The sequence below is a fragment of the Sedimentitalea todarodis genome (genome assembly GCF_032595355.1).
Taxonomy (GTDB): domain Bacteria; phylum Pseudomonadota; class Alphaproteobacteria; order Rhodobacterales; family Rhodobacteraceae; genus Sedimentitalea; species Sedimentitalea todarodis.
Window position 1 is genome coordinate 184837 of the sequence record NZ_JASMWN010000001.1, and the last position, 21048, is coordinate 205884.

General features: G+C 57.7%; 21 protein-coding genes and 1 tRNA gene. 10 read left to right on the forward strand and 12 right to left on the reverse strand.

The window, feature by feature from the left end:
• Positions 1-54: 54 nt before the first annotated feature.
• Positions 55-927, reverse strand: a complete 873-nt coding sequence (locus QO231_RS00885) for a hypothetical protein (RefSeq protein WP_316772154.1) — start codon at positions 925-927, stop codon at positions 55-57.
• Complete coding sequence (locus QO231_RS00890; protein WP_316772156.1) at positions 928-2121, reverse strand: tyrosine-type recombinase/integrase; 1194 nt, start codon at positions 2119-2121, stop codon at positions 928-930.
• A gap of 319 nt (positions 2122-2440) precedes the next feature.
• On the opposite strand from QO231_RS00890, the gene QO231_RS00895 reads away from it, so the two are divergent.
• The gene (locus QO231_RS00895) at positions 2441-3628 is read left to right on the forward strand and encodes a tyrosine-type recombinase/integrase (RefSeq protein WP_316772160.1); all 1188 of its coding nucleotides are present in this window, start codon (positions 2441-2443) and stop codon (positions 3626-3628) included.
• Between the two features lie 14 nt (positions 3629-3642).
• On the opposite strand, the gene QO231_RS00900 is transcribed toward QO231_RS00895, so the two are convergent.
• Genes QO231_RS00900 through QO231_RS00915 form a run of 4 tightly spaced genes read right to left on the reverse strand, consistent with a single transcriptional unit; the run spans position 3643 to position 11024 of the window.
• Positions 3643-6786: a type I restriction endonuclease subunit R gene (locus tag QO231_RS00900; protein ID WP_316773045.1), complete on the reverse strand. Its 3144-nt coding sequence runs from the start codon at positions 6784-6786 to the stop codon at positions 3643-3645.
• Positions 6783-8156, reverse strand: a complete 1374-nt coding sequence (locus tag QO231_RS00905; protein WP_316772163.1) for an FRG domain-containing protein — start codon at positions 8154-8156, stop codon at positions 6783-6785. The genes QO231_RS00900 and QO231_RS00905 overlap by 4 nt, the downstream gene beginning before the upstream one ends.
• On the reverse strand, positions 8153-9469 hold the full coding sequence (locus QO231_RS00910; RefSeq protein WP_316772166.1) for a restriction endonuclease subunit S: 1317 nt from the start codon (positions 9467-9469) through the stop codon (positions 8153-8155). The genes QO231_RS00905 and QO231_RS00910 overlap by 4 nt, the downstream gene beginning before the upstream one ends.
• Positions 9462-11024, reverse strand: a complete 1563-nt coding sequence (locus tag QO231_RS00915) for a class I SAM-dependent DNA methyltransferase (RefSeq protein WP_316772170.1) — start codon at positions 11022-11024, stop codon at positions 9462-9464. Before QO231_RS00915 ends, QO231_RS00910 begins: the two co-directional genes overlap by 8 nt.
• A 25-nt stretch (positions 11025-11049) precedes the next feature.
• Between QO231_RS00915 and QO231_RS00920 the strand changes: the two genes are divergently transcribed.
• The 5 genes from QO231_RS00920 (at position 11050) to QO231_RS00940 (ending at position 15219) form a co-directional block, all read left to right on the forward strand.
• The gene (locus QO231_RS00920) at positions 11050-12414 is read left to right on the forward strand and encodes a hypothetical protein (protein ID WP_316772173.1); all 1365 of its coding nucleotides are present in this window, start codon (positions 11050-11052) and stop codon (positions 12412-12414) included.
• The gene (locus QO231_RS00925) at positions 12411-13226 is read left to right on the forward strand and encodes a hypothetical protein (RefSeq protein WP_316772175.1); all 816 of its coding nucleotides are present in this window, start codon (positions 12411-12413) and stop codon (positions 13224-13226) included. The genes QO231_RS00920 and QO231_RS00925 overlap by 4 nt, the downstream gene beginning before the upstream one ends.
• An 81-nt stretch (positions 13227-13307) precedes the next feature.
• Entirely contained in the window at positions 13308-13523 is a 216-nt protein-coding gene (locus QO231_RS00930; RefSeq protein WP_316772178.1) for a helix-turn-helix domain-containing protein, read from the forward strand.
• Between the two features lie 9 nt (positions 13524-13532).
• Complete coding sequence (locus QO231_RS00935; RefSeq protein ID WP_316772180.1) at positions 13533-13946, forward strand: helix-turn-helix domain-containing protein; 414 nt, start codon at positions 13533-13535, stop codon at positions 13944-13946.
• A 232-nt stretch (positions 13947-14178) separates the two neighbouring features.
• A complete protein-coding gene (locus QO231_RS00940) occupies positions 14179-15219 on the forward strand; it encodes a tyrosine-type recombinase/integrase (protein WP_316772183.1) in 1041 nt (346 codons plus the stop codon).
• Between the two features lie 98 nt (positions 15220-15317).
• Here QO231_RS00940 and QO231_RS00945 read toward each other — a convergent pair.
• Both QO231_RS00945 and QO231_RS00950 read right to left on the reverse strand, forming a co-directional pair.
• A tRNA-Ser gene (locus tag QO231_RS00945) sits at positions 15318-15407 on the reverse strand.
• 173 nt (positions 15408-15580) lie between these two features.
• On the reverse strand, positions 15581-16774 hold the full coding sequence (locus tag QO231_RS00950) for an alpha-D-ribose 1-methylphosphonate 5-triphosphate diphosphatase (RefSeq protein ID WP_394356552.1): 1194 nt from the start codon (positions 16772-16774) through the stop codon (positions 15581-15583).
• Between QO231_RS00950 and QO231_RS00955 the strand changes: the two genes are divergently transcribed.
• Positions 16773-17444, forward strand: coding sequence for a DUF1045 domain-containing protein (locus QO231_RS00955; protein ID WP_316772185.1), 672 nt, complete (start codon positions 16773-16775; stop codon positions 17442-17444). The genes QO231_RS00950 and QO231_RS00955 overlap by 2 nt on opposite strands.
• Here the strand turns inward: QO231_RS00955 and phnN are convergent.
• Complete coding sequence (gene phnN, locus QO231_RS00960) at positions 17426-17971, reverse strand: phosphonate metabolism protein/1,5-bisphosphokinase (PRPP-forming) PhnN (protein ID WP_316772188.1); 546 nt, start codon at positions 17969-17971, stop codon at positions 17426-17428. The two genes, QO231_RS00955 and phnN, sit on opposite strands and share 19 nt — an antisense overlap.
• Positions 17968-18354, reverse strand: a complete 387-nt coding sequence (locus QO231_RS00965; RefSeq protein WP_316772190.1) for a hypothetical protein — start codon at positions 18352-18354, stop codon at positions 17968-17970. The genes phnN and QO231_RS00965 overlap by 4 nt, the downstream gene beginning before the upstream one ends.
• Here QO231_RS00965 and phnF point away from each other — a divergent pair.
• The 3 genes from phnF to QO231_RS00980 all read left to right on the forward strand — a co-directional run bounded on the left by phnF (position 18343) and on the right by QO231_RS00980 (position 20081).
• A complete protein-coding gene (gene phnF / locus QO231_RS00970) occupies positions 18343-19065 on the forward strand; it encodes a phosphonate metabolism transcriptional regulator PhnF (RefSeq protein WP_316772192.1) in 723 nt (240 codons plus the stop codon). The two genes, QO231_RS00965 and phnF, sit on opposite strands and share 12 nt — an antisense overlap.
• A gap of 304 nt (positions 19066-19369) precedes the next feature.
• Positions 19370-19774, forward strand: a complete 405-nt coding sequence (gene mce, locus QO231_RS00975; protein WP_316772195.1) for a methylmalonyl-CoA epimerase — start codon at positions 19370-19372, stop codon at positions 19772-19774.
• A gap of 31 nt (positions 19775-19805) precedes the next feature.
• The gene (locus tag QO231_RS00980; protein WP_316772197.1) at positions 19806-20081 is read left to right on the forward strand and encodes a DUF1467 family protein; all 276 of its coding nucleotides are present in this window, start codon (positions 19806-19808) and stop codon (positions 20079-20081) included.
• A 14-nt stretch (positions 20082-20095) separates the two neighbouring features.
• Here the strand turns inward: QO231_RS00980 and QO231_RS00985 are convergent, their stop codons facing one another.
• Positions 20096-20284 carry a hypothetical protein gene (locus QO231_RS00985; protein ID WP_316772199.1) on the reverse strand — a complete coding sequence of 63 codons (189 nt, stop codon included), beginning with the start codon at positions 20282-20284 and terminating at the stop codon, positions 20096-20098.
• A gap of 121 nt (positions 20285-20405) precedes the next feature.
• Positions 20406-20987 (reverse strand): hypothetical protein, encoded by a 582-nt coding sequence (locus tag QO231_RS00990; RefSeq protein WP_316772200.1) that lies wholly within the window; start codon positions 20985-20987, stop codon positions 20406-20408.
• Positions 20988-21048 lie beyond the last annotated feature (61 nt).

Sequence of the window (21048 nt, forward strand, 5' to 3'; positions counted from 1 at the left end):
AGACGCCCAAATTCCCCGGTTCTTCCCCGTTTATTCCCCGGGAACATCGTTCAGCTACTCCGATGCTTTGTATTGATCGCGCCAATTTCGCAGGGTTTTATGGCTTGGCTTTTTGCCGGTTTCATGTTGAATTTTTCGTGCGACTTGCTCCCAAGACAAAGCGCCCTTATCACAATTCATGGCGCGGAAGGCAGTACGGGCGGCCTTAAGTCCTGGACGGCCTGTGCTGTTGAGACGTGAAATCGTTGTGTCGTGATCGAAAACCTGCTTGCGTCCCTTCAAATAATCTTGCCAGACACTTTCGTAAGATGCTGCATCAATGCACATTGACCATCCAGAAAAATGAGCGAGTATCGGAGCAACCGTTGATTTCCTGCTGCTGACGATTGCCCAAGGCGGAACCTCCGTCGCAATTGTATAGACGGGTCGAACAAAGTGGTTTGGCAGATCGTGGTGCTTTAGGCCCAAATCAGGTTGTTTCTGAAAAGCAATTTTGCGTTCGGAGATCTCCGAATACTCTTTTGACCAGCGCTTCTCATCCGACGGGGAATACCTCCAATCGACGTACCTAAAACCCTTGAAAGCCTGCTCAAAATACGAGTTTTCCAACTCGCTGTCATCCATCACTCCTTGCCAGACTGATTCATATGGCCCCAGCACCGATAACAGGCTTGCGAAGCCATCCTCCAACTCTATGTGCACTCGGACAACTTGGCCCGTCGGTGAAGCCAAGTGAATGCCCACGACACAGAGTGTTTTCAGAAATGAATGCTCGCAAACATCGAGTGGCGATCCCCGGACGAAATCCGCGACCATTTCCGGATCACCATAATCCGAAACCACCGACTCGTAGATGATCTCCAGCCTTTGATCTCGGTATTCAGCCCAGAGTTCGGCTGCTGGTCGATACCCAACGGGACAAAACATCTAACCCAACCTCACAATTTGGCCTTGCTGTCCAGAGACGAACTGCGACCACCGATCCATCAACAACCGCCGTTTCTCCAATAGGTCGGACCGGGCATAAGCCCGCTCTACGTTCGACCCGATCTTATGCGCCAGACTCTTTTCCGCAACCTCACGCGGCGCATTGGCGACCTCGGACGCCCAATCACGGAACGTCGAACGGAAGCCGTGCACTGTGACGCCTTCAACCTGCATCCTGCGCAGGAGCATCAACATCGACATGTTGGACAGCGGGTGGTGGCGTTTCTGGCCCTCAAACACATAGTCAGACTGCATCTTGCGCAGCGGCTCGATGATCGACAGCATTTCATCCGTCAGGGGAACCCGATGATCTTCACCTGTTTTCATACGCTCCTCCGGACAGGTCCAGAGCCTCGCGTCAGTGTCGATCTCGTCCCACTGCATCCCGAGAACTTCGCCCGTGCGTGATCCGGTAAGGCAGGTGAACATCAGCGCCTTTGCGGCCATCGCGTTGCGGGATTTCAGATCACCGTAGAAGGCAGGAACGTCCTGCCATCGCATCGCCTTGTGGTGCTTCACTTTCTTGACGACCTTCGGGAGAACCTGCGCATCCTTGATCGCTGTCACCGGGTTTTCGCCGGATCGGAAGCCTTTGGATTTTGCCACATCCAGCACGGTCTTGATCCGTTGCGCCAGTCGTTTCGCTGTTTCGTGTTTGTCAGTCCAGATCGGCGACAGGCACATCAGGACTTCCGGCTGGTCAATGCTATCGACCGGCATGCGCCCGATTTTGGGAAACGCGTAGTCGCGCAGTGTGTTGATCCACTGCTGGCCGTGTTTGGCATTCTTCCATGTGGGCATTCGGTCGATATGGACCTGCTGCGCCACTTCTTCGAAGGTTGGAATCTCTTGCCGGGCGTTGAAACGCGGGTTAAGCCCCTGCTTGGCCATGCGACGATATTCCAGCGCCCGTTCGCGCGCTTGGTTCAGTGTAACGATGTCTGCGCCACCCAAACCAAAATCCGTGCGCAATGGAGCGCCCTTCCTGTTCTTCTGGCCTTTGACGACCACCCGCACGATCCAGCGCCGCGCGCCAGACGGGTCGACCACCAGATAGAGGCCATTGCCGTCTCCGTGCCGCCCAGCGCCGAGGTTCTCAACCAGTTTCTTAGTTAGCTTGCCGGATATGGCCATCTGAAAAATACCACAATTCATACCACTCAATGAGTGAGTATAGACGCCATCGAAAGAAACTCAAGGCAATCGGCGAGTGGTCGCAAACCTAAGGATACAAAGAGAAAAGGCCGCTCAAGGCGTCTCTTGCAAATTCGAGACAATGCGGAATTGGCGGATCGGGTGTCCGTCGAACCAGTGTTCTCTTGGAGTTTTCGAGGTTCGCGTGCGTTCATTTTAATGGCTCAATTACAAAGCATTAAGTTTGCGCCTGCCTCTTGCAGTTCGTAGCCGTTCGCCTTAAATCAAGATAAAGTGTGGGAACATATGTGGGAACAGCATGGCCTTGAATGCGCGGAAGGTGGACACGGCAGGCTCCGGTCGGCACGGCGACGGGCGGGGGCTATTTCTCTACGTCAAACCCTCGGGCGCGCGCTCTTGGGTTCTGCGCTACCAAGTCAAAGGACGCCGCCGCGATCTGGGTCTTGGGCCATACCCGGACGTTAGTCTCGCCATGGCGCGTGACCGCGCGGCAGAAGCGCGGCGACTGATTGCCGAAGGCGAAGACCCGATCACCAAGAAGCAGCAGGCCAAGCCCAAGACCTTCCGCGAAGCCGCGCTGGAACTAATCGAAAGCAAACGCCCTGGCTGGAAAAATGCCAAGCACGCCGCGCAATGGACGTCCACGCTTGAGGCTTACGTTTTCCCGAAGATCGGCGCGGTACAGGTGGCTAAGGTCGAGACTGCGGACGTAATTGCCGTGCTTACCCCTATTTGGGCAGCGAAACCCGAAACTGCCAATCGCGTGCGCCAGCGCATCGAAGCGGTGATCGACTATGCCTCCGCACTTGGCATTCGCAGCGGAGACAACCCGGCGCGTTGGCGTGGGCATCTGGATCACCTCTTGCCCAAGCCCAAAAAGGTGCGGGCGGTCAAACACCACCCAGCGCTGCCCCATGCTGAGATTGCCGAGTTCATGACTGACCTCGCCCAGCGTGAAGGCGTCGCCGCGCGGGCGCTGGCCTTTACCATCCTCACAGCGGCGCGCTCTGGCGAGACACGCGGCATGACGTGGGGCGAAGTCGATCTGGAGGCCAAGGTCTGGACCATCCCAGCGGGGCGGATGAAGGCGGCAAAGGAACACCGAGTGCCATTGACCGATGCAGCCTTGGTTCTGCTTGGACAACGCACCGAAGACATCTCCGACGAGAACCTGATTTTCGGCAGCGAAGCAAAACCCGGCAAACCGATTTCTGACATGAGCATGACCGCCGTCCTGCGCCGCATGGACCGCACCAACATCACCGTTCACGGTTTCCGCTCCACCTTCCGCGATTGGGCGGGCGAGACGACCGGCTTTCCCCGCGAGGTGATCGAAGCGGCGCTTGCCCACGGCATCAAGGACAAGGCCGAAGCCGCCTATGCCCGGTCTGATTTGTTCGACAAGCGGCGGAAGCTGATGGAGGCATGGACTGTGATTGCCTTGGCGCAGACCAACACCGACAATATCGTCGCTTTTTCGAAGTGAATTTTTATCTGCTACTATGGAGCTTGCCAGCGCAATAGCGTTTCGGCTTGGCTAAGAACCAAGTTGATGGCCGCCGGTGCCAAGTCCGGCGGGTAGCCGTACTTTTTCAAAATGCGCCGCACAAGAATCCTGAGCTTGGCGCGCGCGCTTTCTTTGCGCTGCCAATCCACGGTGACGTTCTTCTGGAGTTGTTCAACGAGCACGTGAGCGATTTTGCGCAGTTCGTCATTTCCGAGGACATCCATCGCACTTTCGTTCTGCGCGAGTGCATCATAAAATGCCAGTTCTTCTTCACTTAGGCCAAGGTCATCGCCGCGTTGCACCGAGACCTTCATGTCTTTAGCCATGTCGATCAGTTCTTGGATCATTTCAAGACTGGTGATGGCGTTGGCATGGTAGCGCGCGACCGCTGCCTGTAGGCGCTCGGAAAATGCCTTGGCCTCAACCACATTGCGCTTTTCACGGGCTTTGATTTCGCCCGACAAAAGCTTTTTCAACGCTTCCAGCGCGAGGTTCTTTTGATCCATGGTCTGGATTTCTGCGAGGAACTCTTCGGACAGCACAGAAATCTCAGGCGTTTTCAATCCGGCAGCCGCGAGTACGTCGATGATCGTCGCGTCTGCGATGGCCTCGGAAATTAGTTGCCCAACGGCAAACTCTTTCTCGCGTTTGCTTATGCCCGTTTTGGGGGAAGTCTTGGACAAGGCAGCGCGGATGGCTTGAAAGAACCCCACCTCCTCTTTGACGGATTGCGCGTAGTCACTGGCGGATGCCAAGGCAAACGCCTTTGACAGGTTCGCCACAAGATCGGCATAGTAGCTCAGCTCGGCTTTCTTTGCCTTGACATCTGAGGCTTGATCGGCTCGGGCTTTTTGCTTTTCCAATGTCCACTCGATGGCTCCGGCGAGGGCTTGCAAGCGTTCATTCGGCAGGCCAGAAATTCCAGACTGGTAGTCAAAGCCAGAAAAGAAGTCCCTGCACCTTTCGACAAGCTCTTGGAGGGCAGCAACCGCTTCTTCTTCGTCTATGCCTGTTTGTTCGCGGTCTGTGGCTGTATAGTTTTGCAGAGCCTTTTTGAGGTTTTGGCCGATCCCGATGTAATCGACCACCAAGCCACCCGGTTTGTCTTTGAACACTCGGTTCACGCGCGCAATGGCCTGCATTAGGCCGTGGCCGCGCATCGGTTTATCAATATACATCGTATGCATACTTGGCGCATCAAAGCCGGTCAGCCACATATCGCGTACGATGACCAGTTTCAGCGGATCGTCAGGGTCGCGCGCCCGCTTGGCCAACAGATCACGACGCGCCTTGCTGCCAATATGAGATTGCCATTCCAAAGGGTCCGAGGCCGCCCCGGTCATCACAACTTTGACTTGGCCTTCTTTGTCGTCGTCTGAATGCCAATCTGGGCGCAGCGAGGTAATTTTCTGATAAAGGTCCACGCAAATTGAGCGGCTCATGCAAACTACCATGCCCTTACCCGTCAACACCTCCAGCCGGTCCTCAAAGTGCGAGACGATGTCCTGCGCGACCTTCTCAAGCCTTGGAGGCGCGCCGACAAGCCTTTCGACGCTCGTCCAGCTCGACTTGGCTTTTTCCTGCTCCGATAGCGTTTCGTCGTCGAACAGCGCATCAACAGCAACGTCTATCTCGGGGAGCTTCTCTTGCTCCAGTTCGACACGCGCAAGTCGGCTTTCATAGTATATCGGGACCGTTGCCTTATCCTCGACGGCACGGCTGATGTCGTAAATATCAACATACTCGCCGAAAACCGCAGGCGTGTTTACATCGGCGGCTTCAATTGGCGTCCCCGTAAATCCCGCAAACGACGCGTTCGGCAAAGCCTGCCTCAAATAGTGCGCATAACCATATTTGCGTGCGCCAGTGGAGCGATCCAGTTTTGCATCAAACCCATATTGGCTGCGGTGCGCTTCGTCCGCGATCACAATAATATTCCGCCGGTCCGACAGCTTGGGGAAATCTTCTTCCCCTTTCTCGGGCGAGAACTTTTGCAGTGTTGAAAAAATCACGCCACCCGATTGCCGGTTCAGCTGTTCGCGCAAGTCGTTACGGTCCGCGATCTGGTCTGGGGTTTGACGGATAAGGTCGCGGCAAAGCGAAAACGTCCCAAAAAGCTGGTCGTCCAGGTCGTTCCTATCTGTAACCACAAGGATCGTCGGGTTCTGCAACTCGGGCGCACGCACCATAAGCCCCGCAAAGAACGCCATCAAGAAGCTCTTTCCCGACCCTTGCGTGTGCCAGATCACCCCGACCTTGCGGTCCCCCTCAGCGCTTACTGCGTCAATCGCTTTGGCCAGCGCCTTTCGCGCGCCGTGAAACTGGTGATAGCCGCCGATGATCTTGAACACACCGTCGCCCTTGTCGCCGAACACGGTGAAATCGCGCACGAGCTGCAACAGACGTTCGGGCTGCATCATGCCGCGCAGCAGCGTGTCCATTTCCTTTGGGCCTTCGGGTGTGAAATCGTCCTGCGCGCCCGTCACGGTACGCCATGGCATGAAACGATCCTCTCCGGCGCTCAGTGATCCAGCACGCGCCAGAAGCCCGTCAGATGTGATCAGCGCCGCATTGGTGCGGAAGAGCGACGGGATTTGCGCCTTGTAGGTCTGGAGCTGGTTGAACGCGTCCTCAATCGTCGCATTTTCGCTGGCCGCGTTCTTCAGCTCGATCACCACCAAAGGCAGACCATTGACAAAGGCCACCACGTCCGGGCGGCGATTGTGGCCCGTCTCGACCACGGTGAACTGATTGGTCACCATGAAATCATTGTTGGCGGGCGTGGCAAAATCGATCAGCCGGACCTTGTCGCCTTTGATGGACCCATCAGGGCGGCGGTATTCCACGTCGATGCCATCGACCAGCATGCGATGAATGCGTCTGTTTTCTTCGATCAGAGAGGGAGTTTCGATGATCTGCACCTGTTTCAACGCGGCCTGCAAGGCCTCCTCGGGGATGTCGGGATTCAGGCGCTTTGCGGCCTCCTCCAACAGGCTCGGTAGAACCACATCCCCGTTCGACACCCGCTGCCGCTCCGGCCCATCGGGGGCGATGGAGACCGGGTCTTCATACCGCCAACCAAGGTCTTGAAGGATGCCAAGGGCGACTTGTTCGACGAGGTCTTCGGTGAAGCTCAAGGCGTTGTCTCCTCGGCGCTGGAATATTTCTTCAAAAGCAAGTCGATCAAATCGTCGATCTTTCGATCTGCCTTGATGTCGCCCGGTCCTCGGGCAATAGCTTGGGCTATCGCGCGTTTGACGACAATGCGTTTGCTTGGGAACTTTTGCCAATCCAATGAAGATGCCTGCTGGACCGCGTTCTCAATCCCTTGCGCAAAATCCCTCTCTTCGCCCGTTTCCAGCACCAAAAAAGCGCTCAATAGATTGGAGACGTCGCCTGCAATGTCGACCGTTCTCTCAGTCTTCAAAGCAGCCGCAATTTTGCGATCATCCTGCTTTTTTTCTTCTTCGGCGACTTCAAACTTCTCATCCTCCAACAAGCGTTCAAGCCAATCATTGCAGAACTCAGACGCTCCACCGGGATCAGGAAACAGGTTGCCGTGGTGAATGTTCATCTGCCTCAGCGCTTCGAGGCACCCTTTTCGATCATTGATCGAATTGGGGATGTGAAGTTTGAAGACATAGCGAGCAAGCAATTTGGCCCGCTTTCGGTCGCTAACGGAAAAGGTGATTTGCGGTGTATCGGGACCTTCGACAGTCGTTTGACTAAGCGCTGCATCGGCAGCCGCAATAAAATCAGTCATCCCGTCGTCAATTGAGGTCTCATCGACCGATCCCAACAACTCTGCGTCATCCAGCCTGTTGACGATCAATGACACCAAGTTGTCCTGGCCGTCCGGCGCAATGGTGAAGAGGCCCGACTGGTTAACCAACCGAGAGTTGCGGTGGTCTTCCGGTTCCAAGAATAACTCGTCGACAAAATCTTCGCCCAAGTCCTCTTCCAGCTTCGTTTTGTTCATGCAGAAGAGTGCGCGAGACGGATTGTTTTCCGTGTCTGTCTGGTTTTGATATTTGGAAAAGGCGAAAAACAATGCCACGAAAGGCGACCTCGTCCAGTCAAGCAGCGGCGTTTTCAACCCATTGTGCTGCCCTACCGCCCAAATCTCCTCCTCGGTTTGGAGCGGCCCAAGGTCATACCCGCGCCCGCGCATCGACAACTTGAATTGACGGAGCAGCTTTGTGCGTTTGTCCGAAGGAATGTCGCCTCCATCAAACAATCGGCCAAGGGTCGAGGACAGCTGCCAGTCATGGCCAGCATGGCCCCGGTAGACGAGATCGTTCTTTGTTTTCTTGAAGTCTGGGCCTTGCAGGATTTTCAGGAGTTCTTCCCAACTAACGACTTTTGCCGACGGGAGAAGTCCGTCAATCTTGTCATTGGGAAGCACAAACTCAGGATGCTTTGGCAACGCATCCAAGTAGGCGCGTTTGGCTGCGCGCCTACGCCTCTCTTCTGCCGTTTCCATGGACGGCCTTTCAGTCCTGCTCATTCCGCGCATTCCTCGGCATCTTTCAGGCGGATTTCGCCGGACATGAGTTTGGGCAGGAGGAGGTCGCGCATTTCGGCGAGGGTTTGGTTTTCTTGTTCGTTGGCCAGAATTTTCTCAAACAACGGTCCAACCACTCCATCAAACACCGCTAGGACTTGATCGGGCGGGAAGACAAACTTTTGGCGTTTCAAGACGTCGGTCTTTAGGTTGTTAAAAACGCTCCCTGTAGCTTGCGAGACGATTGCTTCTTTGAAGTGCAAGAAAGCAAGGTAGAGGAACTCGTTAGACAGACCTCCGGTGTCCGGGAAATAAAGCCAACCATCGTGAATGCAGGCGCGAAGCCTGAGGAACTTGGGCAAGCCGGGTGTGGCGCTGTTCGATAAAATCAATGAGCCGGGCTGCAACTCTACCGTTTTCTTGAGACCCTCTTCCTTGATGAACTCTCGCGTTACGAAAAGGTTGGGGCCATTGCACCTAGTTGCATCTGCAATTTTGACCCATGGTATACCCGAAGGTCGAATGAAGTCCTTGATCGGGCGAGGAGAACCACCTCGTTTAACCGTTACCGTATCGCCCAGCGCTCGCGAAACCCACTCCTCTGGCAAGCCATCCTCCCCCAGCTTTGCGGGGAAGAGGGGGGCGAGTTCAGCCGCTCTTGATGCGGGGAAGGCGTGGCCCATGATGGCGGCGGGGTCGGGTGCGCCTTCCATCTGGCGGCGGGTGGGGCCGAAATCGACGAACCAATCCCGGAACAACGCCCGCGCCATCTCTTCCAACGTCTCATTCATCCGCCGGTTCAGCTCGATTTTGTCATCGACTTTGGCAAGCAAGCCGCCAATTCTTCGTTGCTCAGCAAAATCAGGAAAGGAAATCTCAATGCGCCGAAGTGCCTTTTGGCTAATCCCAAGAACAGTTGTTCCTGTGGCGCTAGCAGCCAGATTGGCTTGTTGCTGTGGAGACACGAGAGCATAGCGAAGATAGGTACTATCGAGGACGCCTTCTTTTCCTCGCATACAGACGATCCGCTGACCAAGCGCGTAGGTGGCACTCTCGTCGTCCAGTTGGATAACCTCGCCCAACGGGGCTTCGGTGGTCATCACCACGTCGCTAACAGCAGGAAGCCCTCGGACCATCCATTCTTTATAGTAATCGGGCGCGATTGTCTGTTCTATTGGTCGAAGGAGACCATCGGTCTTTACCACTTTGGCAGAGAGTACAGGAATGCCTGTGGGAGCCTTTTTTGGGCTTTTGCCCCGATAGTCGAGCAAAGCATCAAGGCAGTCTTCTAGGTATGCAGTTGTCCAACTAGTCATTTTCTTGAACGCCCGCCAACCCTAGCCGTATATCGGCCTCTAAACTCAGAGCTGTTGAGAATTGCCGATCTAGTTTGGCGCTCAAGGACTGAAAACGATCCGCAAACGGCACATTATCCGCTTCGACCTCGGCAGCGCCGACATACCGTCCCGGCGTCAGCACATGGTCATATTTCCTTATGATCTCCAGATCTTCGGATTTGCAGAAACCCTGAACGTCGGCATAGGCCTCCCAGCCTTTCTCCTCTAACGTCTCGGGCTTGGCGCGCCAGCGGCGATAGGTGCCTGCGATCTTTTCGATGTTCTCGTCCGAGAACTCGCGCCGCACACGGTCCACCATATGCCCTATGTTGCGGGCGTCGATGAACAGCACCTCTCCGCGCCGGTCGCGAAACCCATTGGCTGATTTGTCTCGGCTTAAAATCCAGAGGCAGACGGGAATCTGCGTGGAATAAAACAGCTGCCCCGGCATGGCGACCATGCAATCGACGCGGTCTTCCTCGATCAGGTGTTTCCTGATCTCGCCCTCGCCGCTCGCTTGTGACGACATGGACCCATTGGCCAGCACCACCCCGGCATGGCCGCGCGGGGCGAGATGGTGGATGATGTGCTGTATCCACGCGAAGTTGGCGTTGCCCTTGGGTGGGATGCCGTATTGCCAGCGGTCGTCCTCGGTCAGCCGGTCGCCGCCCCAATCCGAGATGTTGAAGGGCGGGTTGGCGAGGATGTAGTCGGCCTTTAGCCCCGGATGCGCGTCCTTATGGAAGCTGCCCGCGCTGTCCCATTCGATGGCGGCGTCAATGCCATGAACGGCAAGGTTCATCTTGGCGAGCCGCCAGGTGGTGTGGTTGATCTCTTGCCCGTAGACTGAGAGGTTCAGCGGGTTGCCGCCGTGTTCCTCGATGAACTTCTCGGATTGGATGAACATGCCGCCGGAGCCGCAGCACGGGTCGTAGACGCGCCCCTGATAGGGTTCGAGCATTTCAACGAGGGTGCGCACGACGGAGCGGGGCGTGAAGAACTCGCCGCCGCGCTTGCCTTCGGCGCTGGCGAACCCGCTGATGAAGTATTCGTAAACCCGGCCCAAGAGGTCGCGCGCGCGGTCCGCGCTGTCGTGCATTTTGATGTTTGAGAAGAGGTCCACCAGCTCGCCCAGCATGGTCTTGTCCAGTGTGGGACGGGCGTAGTTCTTGGGCAGGACGCCCTTGAGGGTTTCGTTGGTGGGTTCTGCCTCGATGGCCTCCATCGCGTCGTCGATGATTTTGCCTATGTTCTCAGACCGGGCATTTTTCTGGATGTGCGACCAGCGGGCAGTCTCCGGAACCCAGAAGACGTTTTCAGCGAGGTATTCCTCGGGGTCTTCGGGATCAGCAAATTCATCTTCGCTGAGTTGATCGTACATCGCCTGGAAGGCTTCGGAGATGTATTTGAGGAAGATCAGGCCCAGCGCGACGTGTTTGTATTCCGACGGCTCAAGGCCACCGCGCATTTTGTCGGCGGCTTTGAAAAGGTCAGCCGCAAAATCGAGATCTGCGGAGCGGGTATTTTGGGCCATGTGAAGGGGTTCTTTCAATTTCTATTTGGTGCAAAAAGTAACAGAGGAATTTGACGGTTCACAATGCCTCTTGATAGTTTTGGGTGTCATTTTTGAACGCAAACAACTTGCGCAGGACGCCTGCGAACCCCATATTTCGGGAAAGTTATTTGATCAGGCGCAAGATATGGCTTCATTTAGTACTTTCATTCGGAAATCTCCTTCGGGGCGGTTGAGGGCTTTTCTAGCTGCGCGCGGCGTTCATGCGGAAGGCGATTTCAATTGGACCAGTGATGGGCGCGGCGCGGTATTTGTACGCTCGATTGAAGCGCTGATAGCAGGCCTGCCTGACGCGCAACAAGACGCTGTGAAAGCTGAGTTGGAGCTTTTGGCCGAACTTGCTTCTGACGATGGTATGAGCGGCGTGGCGCATGTTTGCGCCGGGGAAGGCGTCGATCTGGAGGGCTGCGAGGGCGTGGAAGACGTCTTGTTGATGCTTGTGACTGAGTATAACCGCGTGATGATCGAACGGGTTCAGGTGCAGGCGTCCTACCTGCGCAAATCCGGTGGCAAGCAATGGGCGCGCTTCCAATTCCTCGATGATGGCAAGCCTTGGGTTCTCGATCAACAAAGTGCGCAAAATGCGTTCTTGGACGAAATGATCGATATTCTGAAATTGCCCCCGCATCGAAAACGCGATGCTGATTGGTTTCACCCGGTGCGAATTGATCCGGCAACCGGCGCGGAGATAAAACTGACCCAAGCCACCATTTATGTTGAGGATCATGCGGAAAGCGAATTGGCGTTTGGCGAAACAAGCCTTGAGCGGCACACGCGGCAAAAGGTTCTTGAGGTCGGTGTTGTTTGTGATCCCAAGGAACGGATCGTCGAGATTTGCGCCAAAGGTGGCCACAAAATCCGCGACAAGTATCTGCAAGCCTTTTCCAAACACTTTGCGCCGCAGTCCAAGCCGCCCGTCCAAGTGCCCCGTCGCAATGTTCGTCTAGAAGTGCTGCGCAGCGCGCCGGAATTGACGACCGTACCGGCGGATGGAATTGAACGTGTCGAGGTGTCTTCGCTGTCTTTTCGGTCAACGGATGGGGCATTCTTGATGGCCGAAAAGCGCGGTGAGGATGAGTCTCTCTATCAATTCCTGAAACGACGGTTTGGGGTAGCGTCGCCATTGCAGGCCGCAGGCTGGCAGATTGTTGCGGCAACCTTGCGCATTTTCAAAGCGCCTCGCGATGGCAAAAAGGGCCATGTTCTGACTGTGACCCTGCGCACGCCCAACACGACGAGCGTACCGAACAAGACCGAGGCGGAGCGGGCATTTGTTTTTGACCTGTTGGAACGCTGGGAGTTGTTGGACCCGCCACCGACCAAGGCCGAGTTGTTTGAGGTAATCGAGTGACCGCAACGACGCGGCTTTGCGAGATTATTGCCCAAGGCGGTAAAGTTTCCACAGATTTTGGCGACGACGATGGCTTTGCGGTTCTGGTCCGCCATGGTTATCTTAGCGAAGCGGGCGTTTTGACTTCGGTGGTTTGCGATGAGTGTGACGCGCCGCATTCCGCGCCGGTTGTCTATGAGGCGGATATGTATGGGTATTACTGCCCGGACCTCGGTTTCCTGCCCCTCGTCGCCGCGCGTTTAGCCGTGTTTTCGCCGGACATTCCAAAGTTGATTGACCGCTTGGCCGAAGCCCTTGGATGTCGGCAACGCAAATCGTCCAGCATTTTTGGTGAGACGTGGCGGATCGGCGCGGCCCAAACCGACGCTGCGACGGTGATGCTCTACTTTCACCCGACCTTAGAGACTGAAGACGATGCGCGCGTGTTACAAGATGCCTTGGGGCGTGAAGCCCGGTCGGAATGGCGGCTTGTGGTGACGGCTCAGGGGGCTTTGCCGATGGCTGGCTTGGCGACGGTGCGCTTTGATGACCTTACCGAGATTGACATCACAACTGGCGCGCTAAGCGTTATTGCCGATCCCGGCGTTTTGGCAGGCTCGCCCCGCAAGAACCCTGGTGGACGTCCGAGCGCGCATGGGGACTTGCTCAAGCCCTTGATCGTAGGCCGTATTAGCGATGGTACGGCGGTTGAAGGTGTCAACGCCGAAGCTGGCGAAGTGCGAACCGCATTCAAGGCCAAATATCCAAATCGTTCCATACCGTCAGGCTCCGCAATAAAGCGCTACATCAGAGAAGCGCGCGGGGGTTCATAACTGGTTCAAAACCTCATCTCTGTTTTGAACCACCACGCGTCCGGCAACGTCCGCTCATGCTCTTACAAAGGAGAATGAGCTATGACGAACACACCGGAATTGATCAACCAAGCCGCGCAAATCCTTGCGGTTTCCCCCAACGAGGCCGCGCGCCTTTGCAGCATCGGACGCACCACACTTTATGCCGCGCTGTCGTCAGGTGAGCTGAAAAGCGTCAAGATCGGCACGCGCCGGTTGATTACCCTGGACGCCCTGCGGGATTGGCTGAAACGCAACGAAACCCCGGCGAGCGAGTGAGGGCGCGATATGCCGAAAAAAGCGCGCCTTAACGGGATTAAGGCCTTCCGCTGTTACACTTTCGAGGAGGCGGCGGAGGCATCCGGCGTCACCCCTCGCACCATCCGAAATTGGGCGGCGGACGGCCTTCCGGTCATGGACGGTGTGCGCCCTGCGCTCATCCGGGGCGACGACCTGCGCGACCACATCAAATCGCAACGCGGCAAGCGGTCGGTCAAAACCCGGATCGACACATTCTATTGCGTTTGTTGCCGGGCAGAACGGAGGGCGGCGGAAGGCATGGCTGACTGTGACGTCGCCAGTGGCCGCGCAAAGATGACAGCGCTCTGTGAGGCCTGCGGAACGGTTGTTTCCAAGCCCGTCTCCCAAGCCTTGATTCCCCAAATTGCCCGGACACTCGACCTCAAAATTACGCGGCACTAGGACACATTAAGGAGGTGGACAGATGCCCCCGTGTTTTTCCTGTTCAAGGCAGGCGGCGGTGCGCTGCGGAATGCGCCCAAATCGTGCGCCGTTTCGGAAGGCGGGCGGTGCAAAGTTCAGGGGTTCAGGTCCGGGAACCCGTCGCGTCCATGCTTTCGAGAAATCCACTCACAAAAACCGGGGTGCGGCTGCGCTCCCCATCTTCCGCACGACCAACTGAACGGAGGCCATCATGGGCAAACGACCGAATGAAAAGAACGAACGCCTGAAGCGTCAGTTCATCGACTATCGCAAATATGCGCGCCAACTGTCCGATAAATCGCTGGATCGGGAATTGGCGGCGTTGGAGCGCTTCGACGTCTGGAACGGGCGAAAGGATTTCGCGCGGTTCCACATCGAGTGGGCCATGGGCTTTCGCACGCATCTTGAGACAGCGAAGGGCGCGAGCGGTAGCCCTTTGAGCAAATCGACATTGCGCGCCATTCTGGCGACGATGCGCGAGTTCACGCTCTGGCTGTCGCAGCAGGACGGTTTCCGCAGTCGGATCAGGGCGGTGGATGCAGACTATTTCAAGCTGTCGCGCCGGGACGAGGCCGAAGCCCGCGCCGCCCCGCCACGCGCTGCACCGGGCATCAAACAGGCCAAACGGGCGCTGGCCTTGATGCCCGACACGACCCCGCGCGAGAAGCGCGACAAGGCGATCTTCGCGCTGCTCTGTCTGACGGGCGTGCGCGTGGGGGCGCTGATTTCATTGCGGCTCAAGCACGTTGATCTGGAGGAAAAATCCGTCACGCAAAACCCGCGCGAGGTTGCGACCAAATTTGGCAAAAGCCTGCACACCTTCTTTGCCAAGGACTTCTCGGAGGCCGAAGCCGCGCTGGCTGCATGGATGACCCACCTCGAAGACGAGGCGCTGTTCGGGCCTGACGATCCGCTCTTTCCGGCAACAGCGATTACCCCCCAGTCCAACACGGGATTCGCTGCGCATGGATTCGAGCGGCGCGCTTGGAAGACCTCGGAACCCGTCCGCAAGATCGTCAACGGAGCCTTTGCGGCGGCCAAACTCCCAGCCTTTGGCCCGCACGCCTTCCGTCACATGCTGGCCCGCCACGGCGCGAAAACCAGCAAGTCGGTGGCGGAATTGGTGGCCTTGTCGCAAAACCTCGGCCACACGGACGTTTTGACGACCCTGCGCAGCTACGGCCAAATCGACCGCGACACCCAGCGCCGCCTGATCACCGGCGAAAGGGATGGCGATTTGCTGGAGGATTGAGGGCCTTGAAACGCGCGACATGTGTGGGAATGGATGTGGGAACACCAGGGCAAGACCGCAAAAATTCTATGATAAAACATAGATTTAGAGGGGCATTGTGGCGGATCGGGTGGGATTCGAACCCACGGTACGCTTTCACGCACGCCAGTTTTCAAGACTGGTGCCTTCGACCGCTCGGCCACCGATCCGCGATGCTACGGCTCTTATACATCTCGTTCTGAAGGCACAACAAGGAGAACAGCCATCTCGGGCAAAACATTGGCCGCAGTCGCAGTGCTGCTGTGTAGGGGAGGTTCTCAGGTGCCAGTCGAGACAGGTCGGTTCGGCGTTGGCAGTATTGACCTGCGGGCCTTGGGCTGTCTCAGCTGACGCGCTGGCCACGGCTCCAGACCGCGCGCACCAGTGGCGCTTTTCCGGCCAGGCCGACTCGCACGACGTCGCCGCGCAACCCGGATTCCAGCCGCCCGCGATCGGTCAGGCCCGCGGCTTTGGCCGGGTTCTGTGTTACGCAGGATAACGCTCGGGGCAAATCCTGCCAAATGTCAGCCAGCCGGAATGCGGAAAGCAGAAGGGCTGATGGTACGTAGTCGGATGAGACGATATCGAGAAGCCCCGCCTCGGCCAGTTCACATGCGGCCACATTGCCGGAGTGTGATCCGTTGCGAATGATGTTCGGCGCGCCCATCATCACCGCCATGCCGTGCTCCCGACAGGCCGCCGCTGCCGCGCGCGTTGTGGGAAATTCGGCAAAGCCGACACCATGGCTGCCCGAGACCGCGACCTGCTCTGCGGTCGTGTCATCATGGCTGGCCAGAGCTGCACCCAGCCGGCGCGCTTCGGTCACCGCTCCGGCCAGGTGCTTTTCGCCGTGAGTCTTCTGGAGCGACTTCAGGTTCGCCACATGCTTTGCAAACGCGGCATCGTCGAAACCGCGCTTTTTCGAGAGGTATGTTTTCAGCGCGATGAGGTCGCGGAACTGTCGCTGACCTGGCGTGTGATCCATCAGGCTCAGGATACCGACGCGGTCTTCCGGGCCAAATTCGGCCAGTTCCTCCAGCAGCGTTTGCGAACAGATTTCGGCACGCAGGTGCAGGAAATGGCTGATCTTCAGGTGGCCCGCTGCCTGTGCCTCCAGCAACTCGTTGGCGAGGGTTCGGGCATAAGGAGCATAGCGCACCTTTCCGCCGTGGATAGACCCGACGCGCAGCGCATCGAACACTGTGGTGATCCCGGTCGACGCCAATTCGCTGTCGTGGGCCAGGATCGCGGGCAAATGCGGCCAATCGACTTCGGGGCGTGGTTCGATATGGCGCTCGAGGTTGTCGGTGTGCAGTTCGACCAGCCCCGGTATGACAATATCGCCACGGCAGTCGATGGCTCCGTCAGGCAACGCGCCGTCTTCGGTGATTTGGGTGATCTCCCCATGTTCGATCGTGATGCTGCCGGTAATCACGGCATCGCGCAGAACGATACGGGCATTGGCAAGGCATAGATCGTCTGACATGGAACCGTCACCAGCATCTGGCAAGGCTGTCGGATCAAGAGGAGAGTTCATGTCATATTCTCGTTTTGCGATTTACTTCGTTCCGCCCGAAGGCGCGTTGGCGGATTTCGGGGCGCGTTGGCTGGGGTGGGATCTGGTGTCTGGTCGTGCAGTTGATCAGCCACACCTGCCAGGACTTGACGGCATTTCGGCGGCACCGCAAAAATACGGCTTTCACGGCACATTGAAAACGCCTTTCCGATTGTTGGAGGGGTGTGGCCCGGACAGGCTCGCGGCGGCGGTTGAGACGATGGCTGTATCCTGTGCCCCTGCCACATGCGATGGATTGCAGTTGTCGCGGCTCGGGCGGTTTCTGGCGCTGACGCCCAAGGGCGATAGCGAGGGGATCGCGCGTATCGCAGCAACCTGTGTGCGTGAACCCGACAGCTTGCGCGCGCCTGTAACCGAGGTCGAGCTTGCGCGTCGCCGCAGGTCGCGGTTGTCCGCGCGGCAGGACAAGATGCTGGTTCGATGGGGCTATCCTCACGTGATGGACGAGTTCCGTTTTCACATGACGTTGACCGGCCGGCTTTCGCCCGATCAGGTCGATCGCTGGCAGGGCATTCTCGCCGAGCACCTTCCCGCCTTGCCCGAGCCTTTCGTGATGGACGCGATTGCGTTGGTGGGCGAGCGGGCGGATGGGCGGTTCGAGATGATCCAACGCTATGCCCTCACCGGATAAAGTGCTGCAAGTGCCATCGCCACCGTTTCAGTCAACAGACCGTCATTGCGGATTTCGGCAACGTCGATGCCATCCGTAAGCGGCTTTTCGGCCTGCGCAAGCCGGCGCTTGATTTCACCTTCGCTTTCGCGGCCGCGTTTGGTCAGCCGGCTGGCCAGAACCGAGGGGCTGGCGGTTATGTTGAGCACGCGCAGATCAGGAAAGATGCGCACCGCCTGGGTCAGCGCGGACCGTGATAAATTAGCGATGCATGTTGCCCCCAATCCAACATCCGTCAGAACATCGGCGGGAATGCCGTAAAGCAGCCCGTGCGCTTGCCAGGTCAGGCAAAACGCGCCGCTTTCAACCCGTATGCCAAACTCTTCGGCTGTAACAGAGTCGTAGTCCTCGCCTCCGAGCTCCGGCGCACGGGTTATGACCCTGCGCACGAGCCGGATGGCCGGCTTGGCGGCCGCGATACCGGAAAGAACACTGTCCTTGCCCACAGCGGATGGCCCGACGATCACGATGAGGCGCCAGTTGCTCATGCGGCTTGCTCTGGTGTGGACTGCCGGGCACCAAACTCACGCCAACGAACACAGGCTCGTGCTGCGACGTCAGGTCGAGACAATGCCATTGTGTTGCGGATTTTCAGGGCGCTGATGGTGCGGGTGCCGCTGGTCAAGGTTTCGACATTGACGATGAATGTCGCCCAGCGGTCAGGATGTACGGGTGTGCCGTTGGGCCGGGGTCCGCTCTGATCGAAAAGACCCGGCAGACACCCGTTGATCGCTTTGACCGTCAGGGCCATCCGGCATTCGCGCTCGGCCTCTTCCATATCGACAACTTTTCTGAATACTATACAACTAGACATATCATAACAGATTCGACGATTTTGGACAGCGGAGTTTTCGAGAGTTTGGTTGAACATGACCGTCCACGCACACCTGTCTGGCGCGCGATTGCCAGTGCCTTGCTGGGCGATATTACCGAGGGCCGCTATGGGCCGGGTGACAAGCTGCCGACCGAAGCCACGCTGGCGGCGCGTTTCGGGGTCAACCGCCACACGGTGCGCCACGCTCTTTCAGACCTGGTAAAGGCCGGGTTTGTCCGGACGCGACGCGGTTCCGGTGCATTCGTGGCGGCGGCACCGGCCACTTATCCGATCGGGCAGCGGGTCCGCTTTCACGAAAACCTTCTGGCGGCAGGGCGAATTCCACGCAAACGTGTCCTTCAGATCGAAATACGCGCGGGCACGATGGGCGAGGCGGATGCGCTTAGAATTGTCGCCGGGAAAAATGTCTGCGCCTACCACGGTCTGTCGCTTGCCGATGGATTGCCTGTGGCGGTGTTTGAGAGCGTGTTTCCGCTGGAGCGTCTCGAGGGGATCGACGGCGCGCTTGGCGAGACAAGCAGCGTGACCGATGCGCTGCGCCGGGTTGGCATCCTGGACTACACGCGTGCCGCCACGCGGCTGACCGCTGTGCTGGCCGATGCCACGCAAGCCCTGCATCTTCAGGTGAGGGAGGGCGACCCGCTGCTGCGTACAACCAGCGTGAACATCGATGGCGCGGGGGTTCCGGTCGAATATGGCAGGACGTGGTTTTCCGGTGACCGGGTCACGCTGACCTTCGAGGCGTAGTGGTGCCGGCACCGATGCGCCGCGCAGATGTTGTATCGATCAATAAACGCTTCGGCCGATAAGCTGCGCAAGTCTTGCGGGGCAGGGCGCAGAGGGTCTTGTGAGCAATCCATCCATCCATGCAAGTGCGATCGGGCCTGCGGCAATCTCTGTCGGTTGGCATGGGCGCCAAGGCCTGCCAGTGCACGGAGGCGATGATCGCGCTAACGCGTTTTCCATCTGGTTCAATGGGCGATTTGGTCCCATTGCCCTTGACGATAGACCAACGCATAAGGTCTGCACCACAGCAGATGAGGAAAGACCCATGATTGGACGCCTGAACCATGTCGCCATTGCCGTACCGGATCTGGAGGCCGCGTCATCGCAATATGCCAACGCCCTTGGTGCCAAAGTCGGCGCGCCGCAGGACGAACCCGACCACGGGGTGACCGTGGTGTTTATCGAACTGCCCAATACCAAGATCGAACTTTTGTATCCGCTGGGTGACGACAGCCCGATTCAGGGATTTCTCGACAAGAACCCATCAGGCGGTATTCACCATGTGTGCTATGAAGTCGACGACATCCTGGCGGCGCGCGATCATCTGAAATCGACAGGCGCACGGGTGTTGGGCGACGGAAACCCCAAGATCGGGGCCCATGGCAAGCCCGTCCTGTTCCTGCACCCCAAGGATTTCAACGGGTGTCTTGTCGAACTGGAACAGGTCTGAGTCGCGACTTACCAAAAGCACGGAGCCCTGCATGGCCATCACATCAGCAATTGTTCTATTTGCGGTCATCTGGTTCATGACGTTCTTCATCGCCTTGCCGATCCGTGTGCGGACTCAGGGTGATGAAGGCAAGATCGAACCGGGAACTCATGCAGGGGCACCCGAAGTCCATAATTTGAAGAGAAAGGCGTTGATCAGCACGGCGGTTGCGCTGGTGATCTGGGCGATCGTGGTAACGATCATCTTGTCCGGGGTGATCAGCGTGCGTGATCTGGACTGGTTTAACAGGATGGGGCCGGAAGGCTAGGCTGGCCCGCGGTTTCAGCGTTCAATCGGAAGAATGTTGTGAAGGCGGTGATAAGGTGCCGATTCGACACTCTTGCCGACATCCGGCACAGCCTCGGCCTGACGGGCACGGAAACTCATGTACGAGGCCGCACCCAAGCCGATCAGGCCGACGCAAACGCTGGTTCCGAGTATAAGACTGTCCAAACCAAGGGTCTCGAACATCACGGTTCTCCTTCTCTGAATCCAATATAGTCGATTCTGGTGAAAATTCCACCTTCGATGCATTCGAAAGCGACTACAGTTCGCATTGAATCAACCGCATCTGCCGGGAACGAGCCATAATCTAACGTAATTTCAGGGCTTCCAGCGCATACCGCAGCAGGTGTTCGGTTTCTTCACGTTCCCGGCAAAGCCCGGCTTGTCCGCGTCGCAGCCGCAGCCTGCCGAGTGCAACCGCAATGCCTCCGATGGTCGGCACGGCCAGCGCGGCAATCGCCGCTTCGCCGGCGAGGGCGCCGGCAATCGTTGCGCCCGCTGCGGCCAACAGCGCTCCGGCACTCAGCCGCTGTGTCCAAACTCCGACCACTTCGTCGAGATCCCGCAACCCGCTTTCCCGCTCGCGCAACCGGGCGATCCGTCTGCCGAGCAAATCGGTGATCACGAGCGTAAGTTCGTCATGATTGACCTGTTGGAGCGCCGAGACAAGCGAGATGCGCTCGGCCGGGTCAAGACAGACGGAATCGACCAGATCGTCGACTTCGTCATGTTCAACGGGCTCCTCCATCGAAAGAGCGCGCGCGAATGCGATCAGCGCAGTGGCAGGGCGGCGTTTCTTGGGAGGCGTCTGGGGCATGCGGCCATCCTCGCCAACGAACGCGATCTCGGCAACCGGATTTTGGGCCAGGCGAACAACTTGTTTCGTCATGCCGGAGCCGCAGGCACCCTTGCCCTCTCGATGCGCCCACCCGATGCGCAATCGCCTCCCC

Excerpts from the sequence above, each read along its gene's own strand:
- QO231_RS00905 (WP_316772163.1), bottom strand. The coding sequence starts at position 8,156 with ATGAGCAGGACTGAAAGGCCGTCCATGGAAACGGCAGAAGAGAGGCGT.
- QO231_RS00985 (WP_316772199.1), bottom strand. The coding sequence starts at position 20,284 with ATGTTCGAGACCCTTGGTTTGGACAGTCTTATACTCGGAACCAGCGTT.
- phnN (WP_316772188.1), bottom strand. The coding sequence starts at position 17,971 with ATGAGCAACTGGCGCCTCATCGTGATCGTCGGGCCATCCGCTGTGGGC.
- QO231_RS00940 (WP_316772183.1), top strand. The coding sequence starts at position 14,179 with ATGGGCAAACGACCGAATGAAAAGAACGAACGCCTGAAGCGTCAGTTC.
- QO231_RS00965 (WP_316772190.1), bottom strand. The coding sequence starts at position 18,354 with ATGTTCAACCAAACTCTCGAAAACTCCGCTGTCCAAAATCGTCGAATC.
- QO231_RS00955 (WP_316772185.1), top strand. The coding sequence starts at position 16,773 with ATGTCATATTCTCGTTTTGCGATTTACTTCGTTCCGCCCGAAGGCGCG.
- QO231_RS00910 (WP_316772166.1), bottom strand. The coding sequence starts at position 9,469 with ATGACTAGTTGGACAACTGCATACCTAGAAGACTGCCTTGATGCTTTG.
- QO231_RS00930 (WP_316772178.1), top strand. The coding sequence starts at position 13,308 with ATGACGAACACACCGGAATTGATCAACCAAGCCGCGCAAATCCTTGCG.
- QO231_RS00915 (WP_316772170.1), bottom strand. The coding sequence starts at position 11,024 with ATGGCCCAAAATACCCGCTCCGCAGATCTCGATTTTGCGGCTGACCTT.
- QO231_RS00885 (WP_316772154.1), bottom strand. The coding sequence starts at position 927 with ATGTTTTGTCCCGTTGGGTATCGACCAGCAGCCGAACTCTGGGCTGAA.
- QO231_RS00990 (WP_316772200.1), bottom strand. The coding sequence starts at position 20,987 with ATGACGAAACAAGTTGTTCGCCTGGCCCAAAATCCGGTTGCCGAGATC.
- QO231_RS00980 (WP_316772197.1), top strand. The coding sequence starts at position 19,806 with ATGGCCATCACATCAGCAATTGTTCTATTTGCGGTCATCTGGTTCATG.
- QO231_RS00935 (WP_316772180.1), top strand. The coding sequence starts at position 13,533 with ATGCCGAAAAAAGCGCGCCTTAACGGGATTAAGGCCTTCCGCTGTTAC.
- QO231_RS00950 (WP_394356552.1), bottom strand. The coding sequence starts at position 16,774 with ATGAACTCTCCTCTTGATCCGACAGCCTTGCCAGATGCTGGTGACGGT.
- QO231_RS00890 (WP_316772156.1), bottom strand. The coding sequence starts at position 2,121 with ATGGCCATATCCGGCAAGCTAACTAAGAAACTGGTTGAGAACCTCGGC.
- mce (WP_316772195.1), top strand. The coding sequence starts at position 19,370 with ATGATTGGACGCCTGAACCATGTCGCCATTGCCGTACCGGATCTGGAG.
- QO231_RS00895 (WP_316772160.1), top strand. The coding sequence starts at position 2,441 with ATGGCCTTGAATGCGCGGAAGGTGGACACGGCAGGCTCCGGTCGGCAC.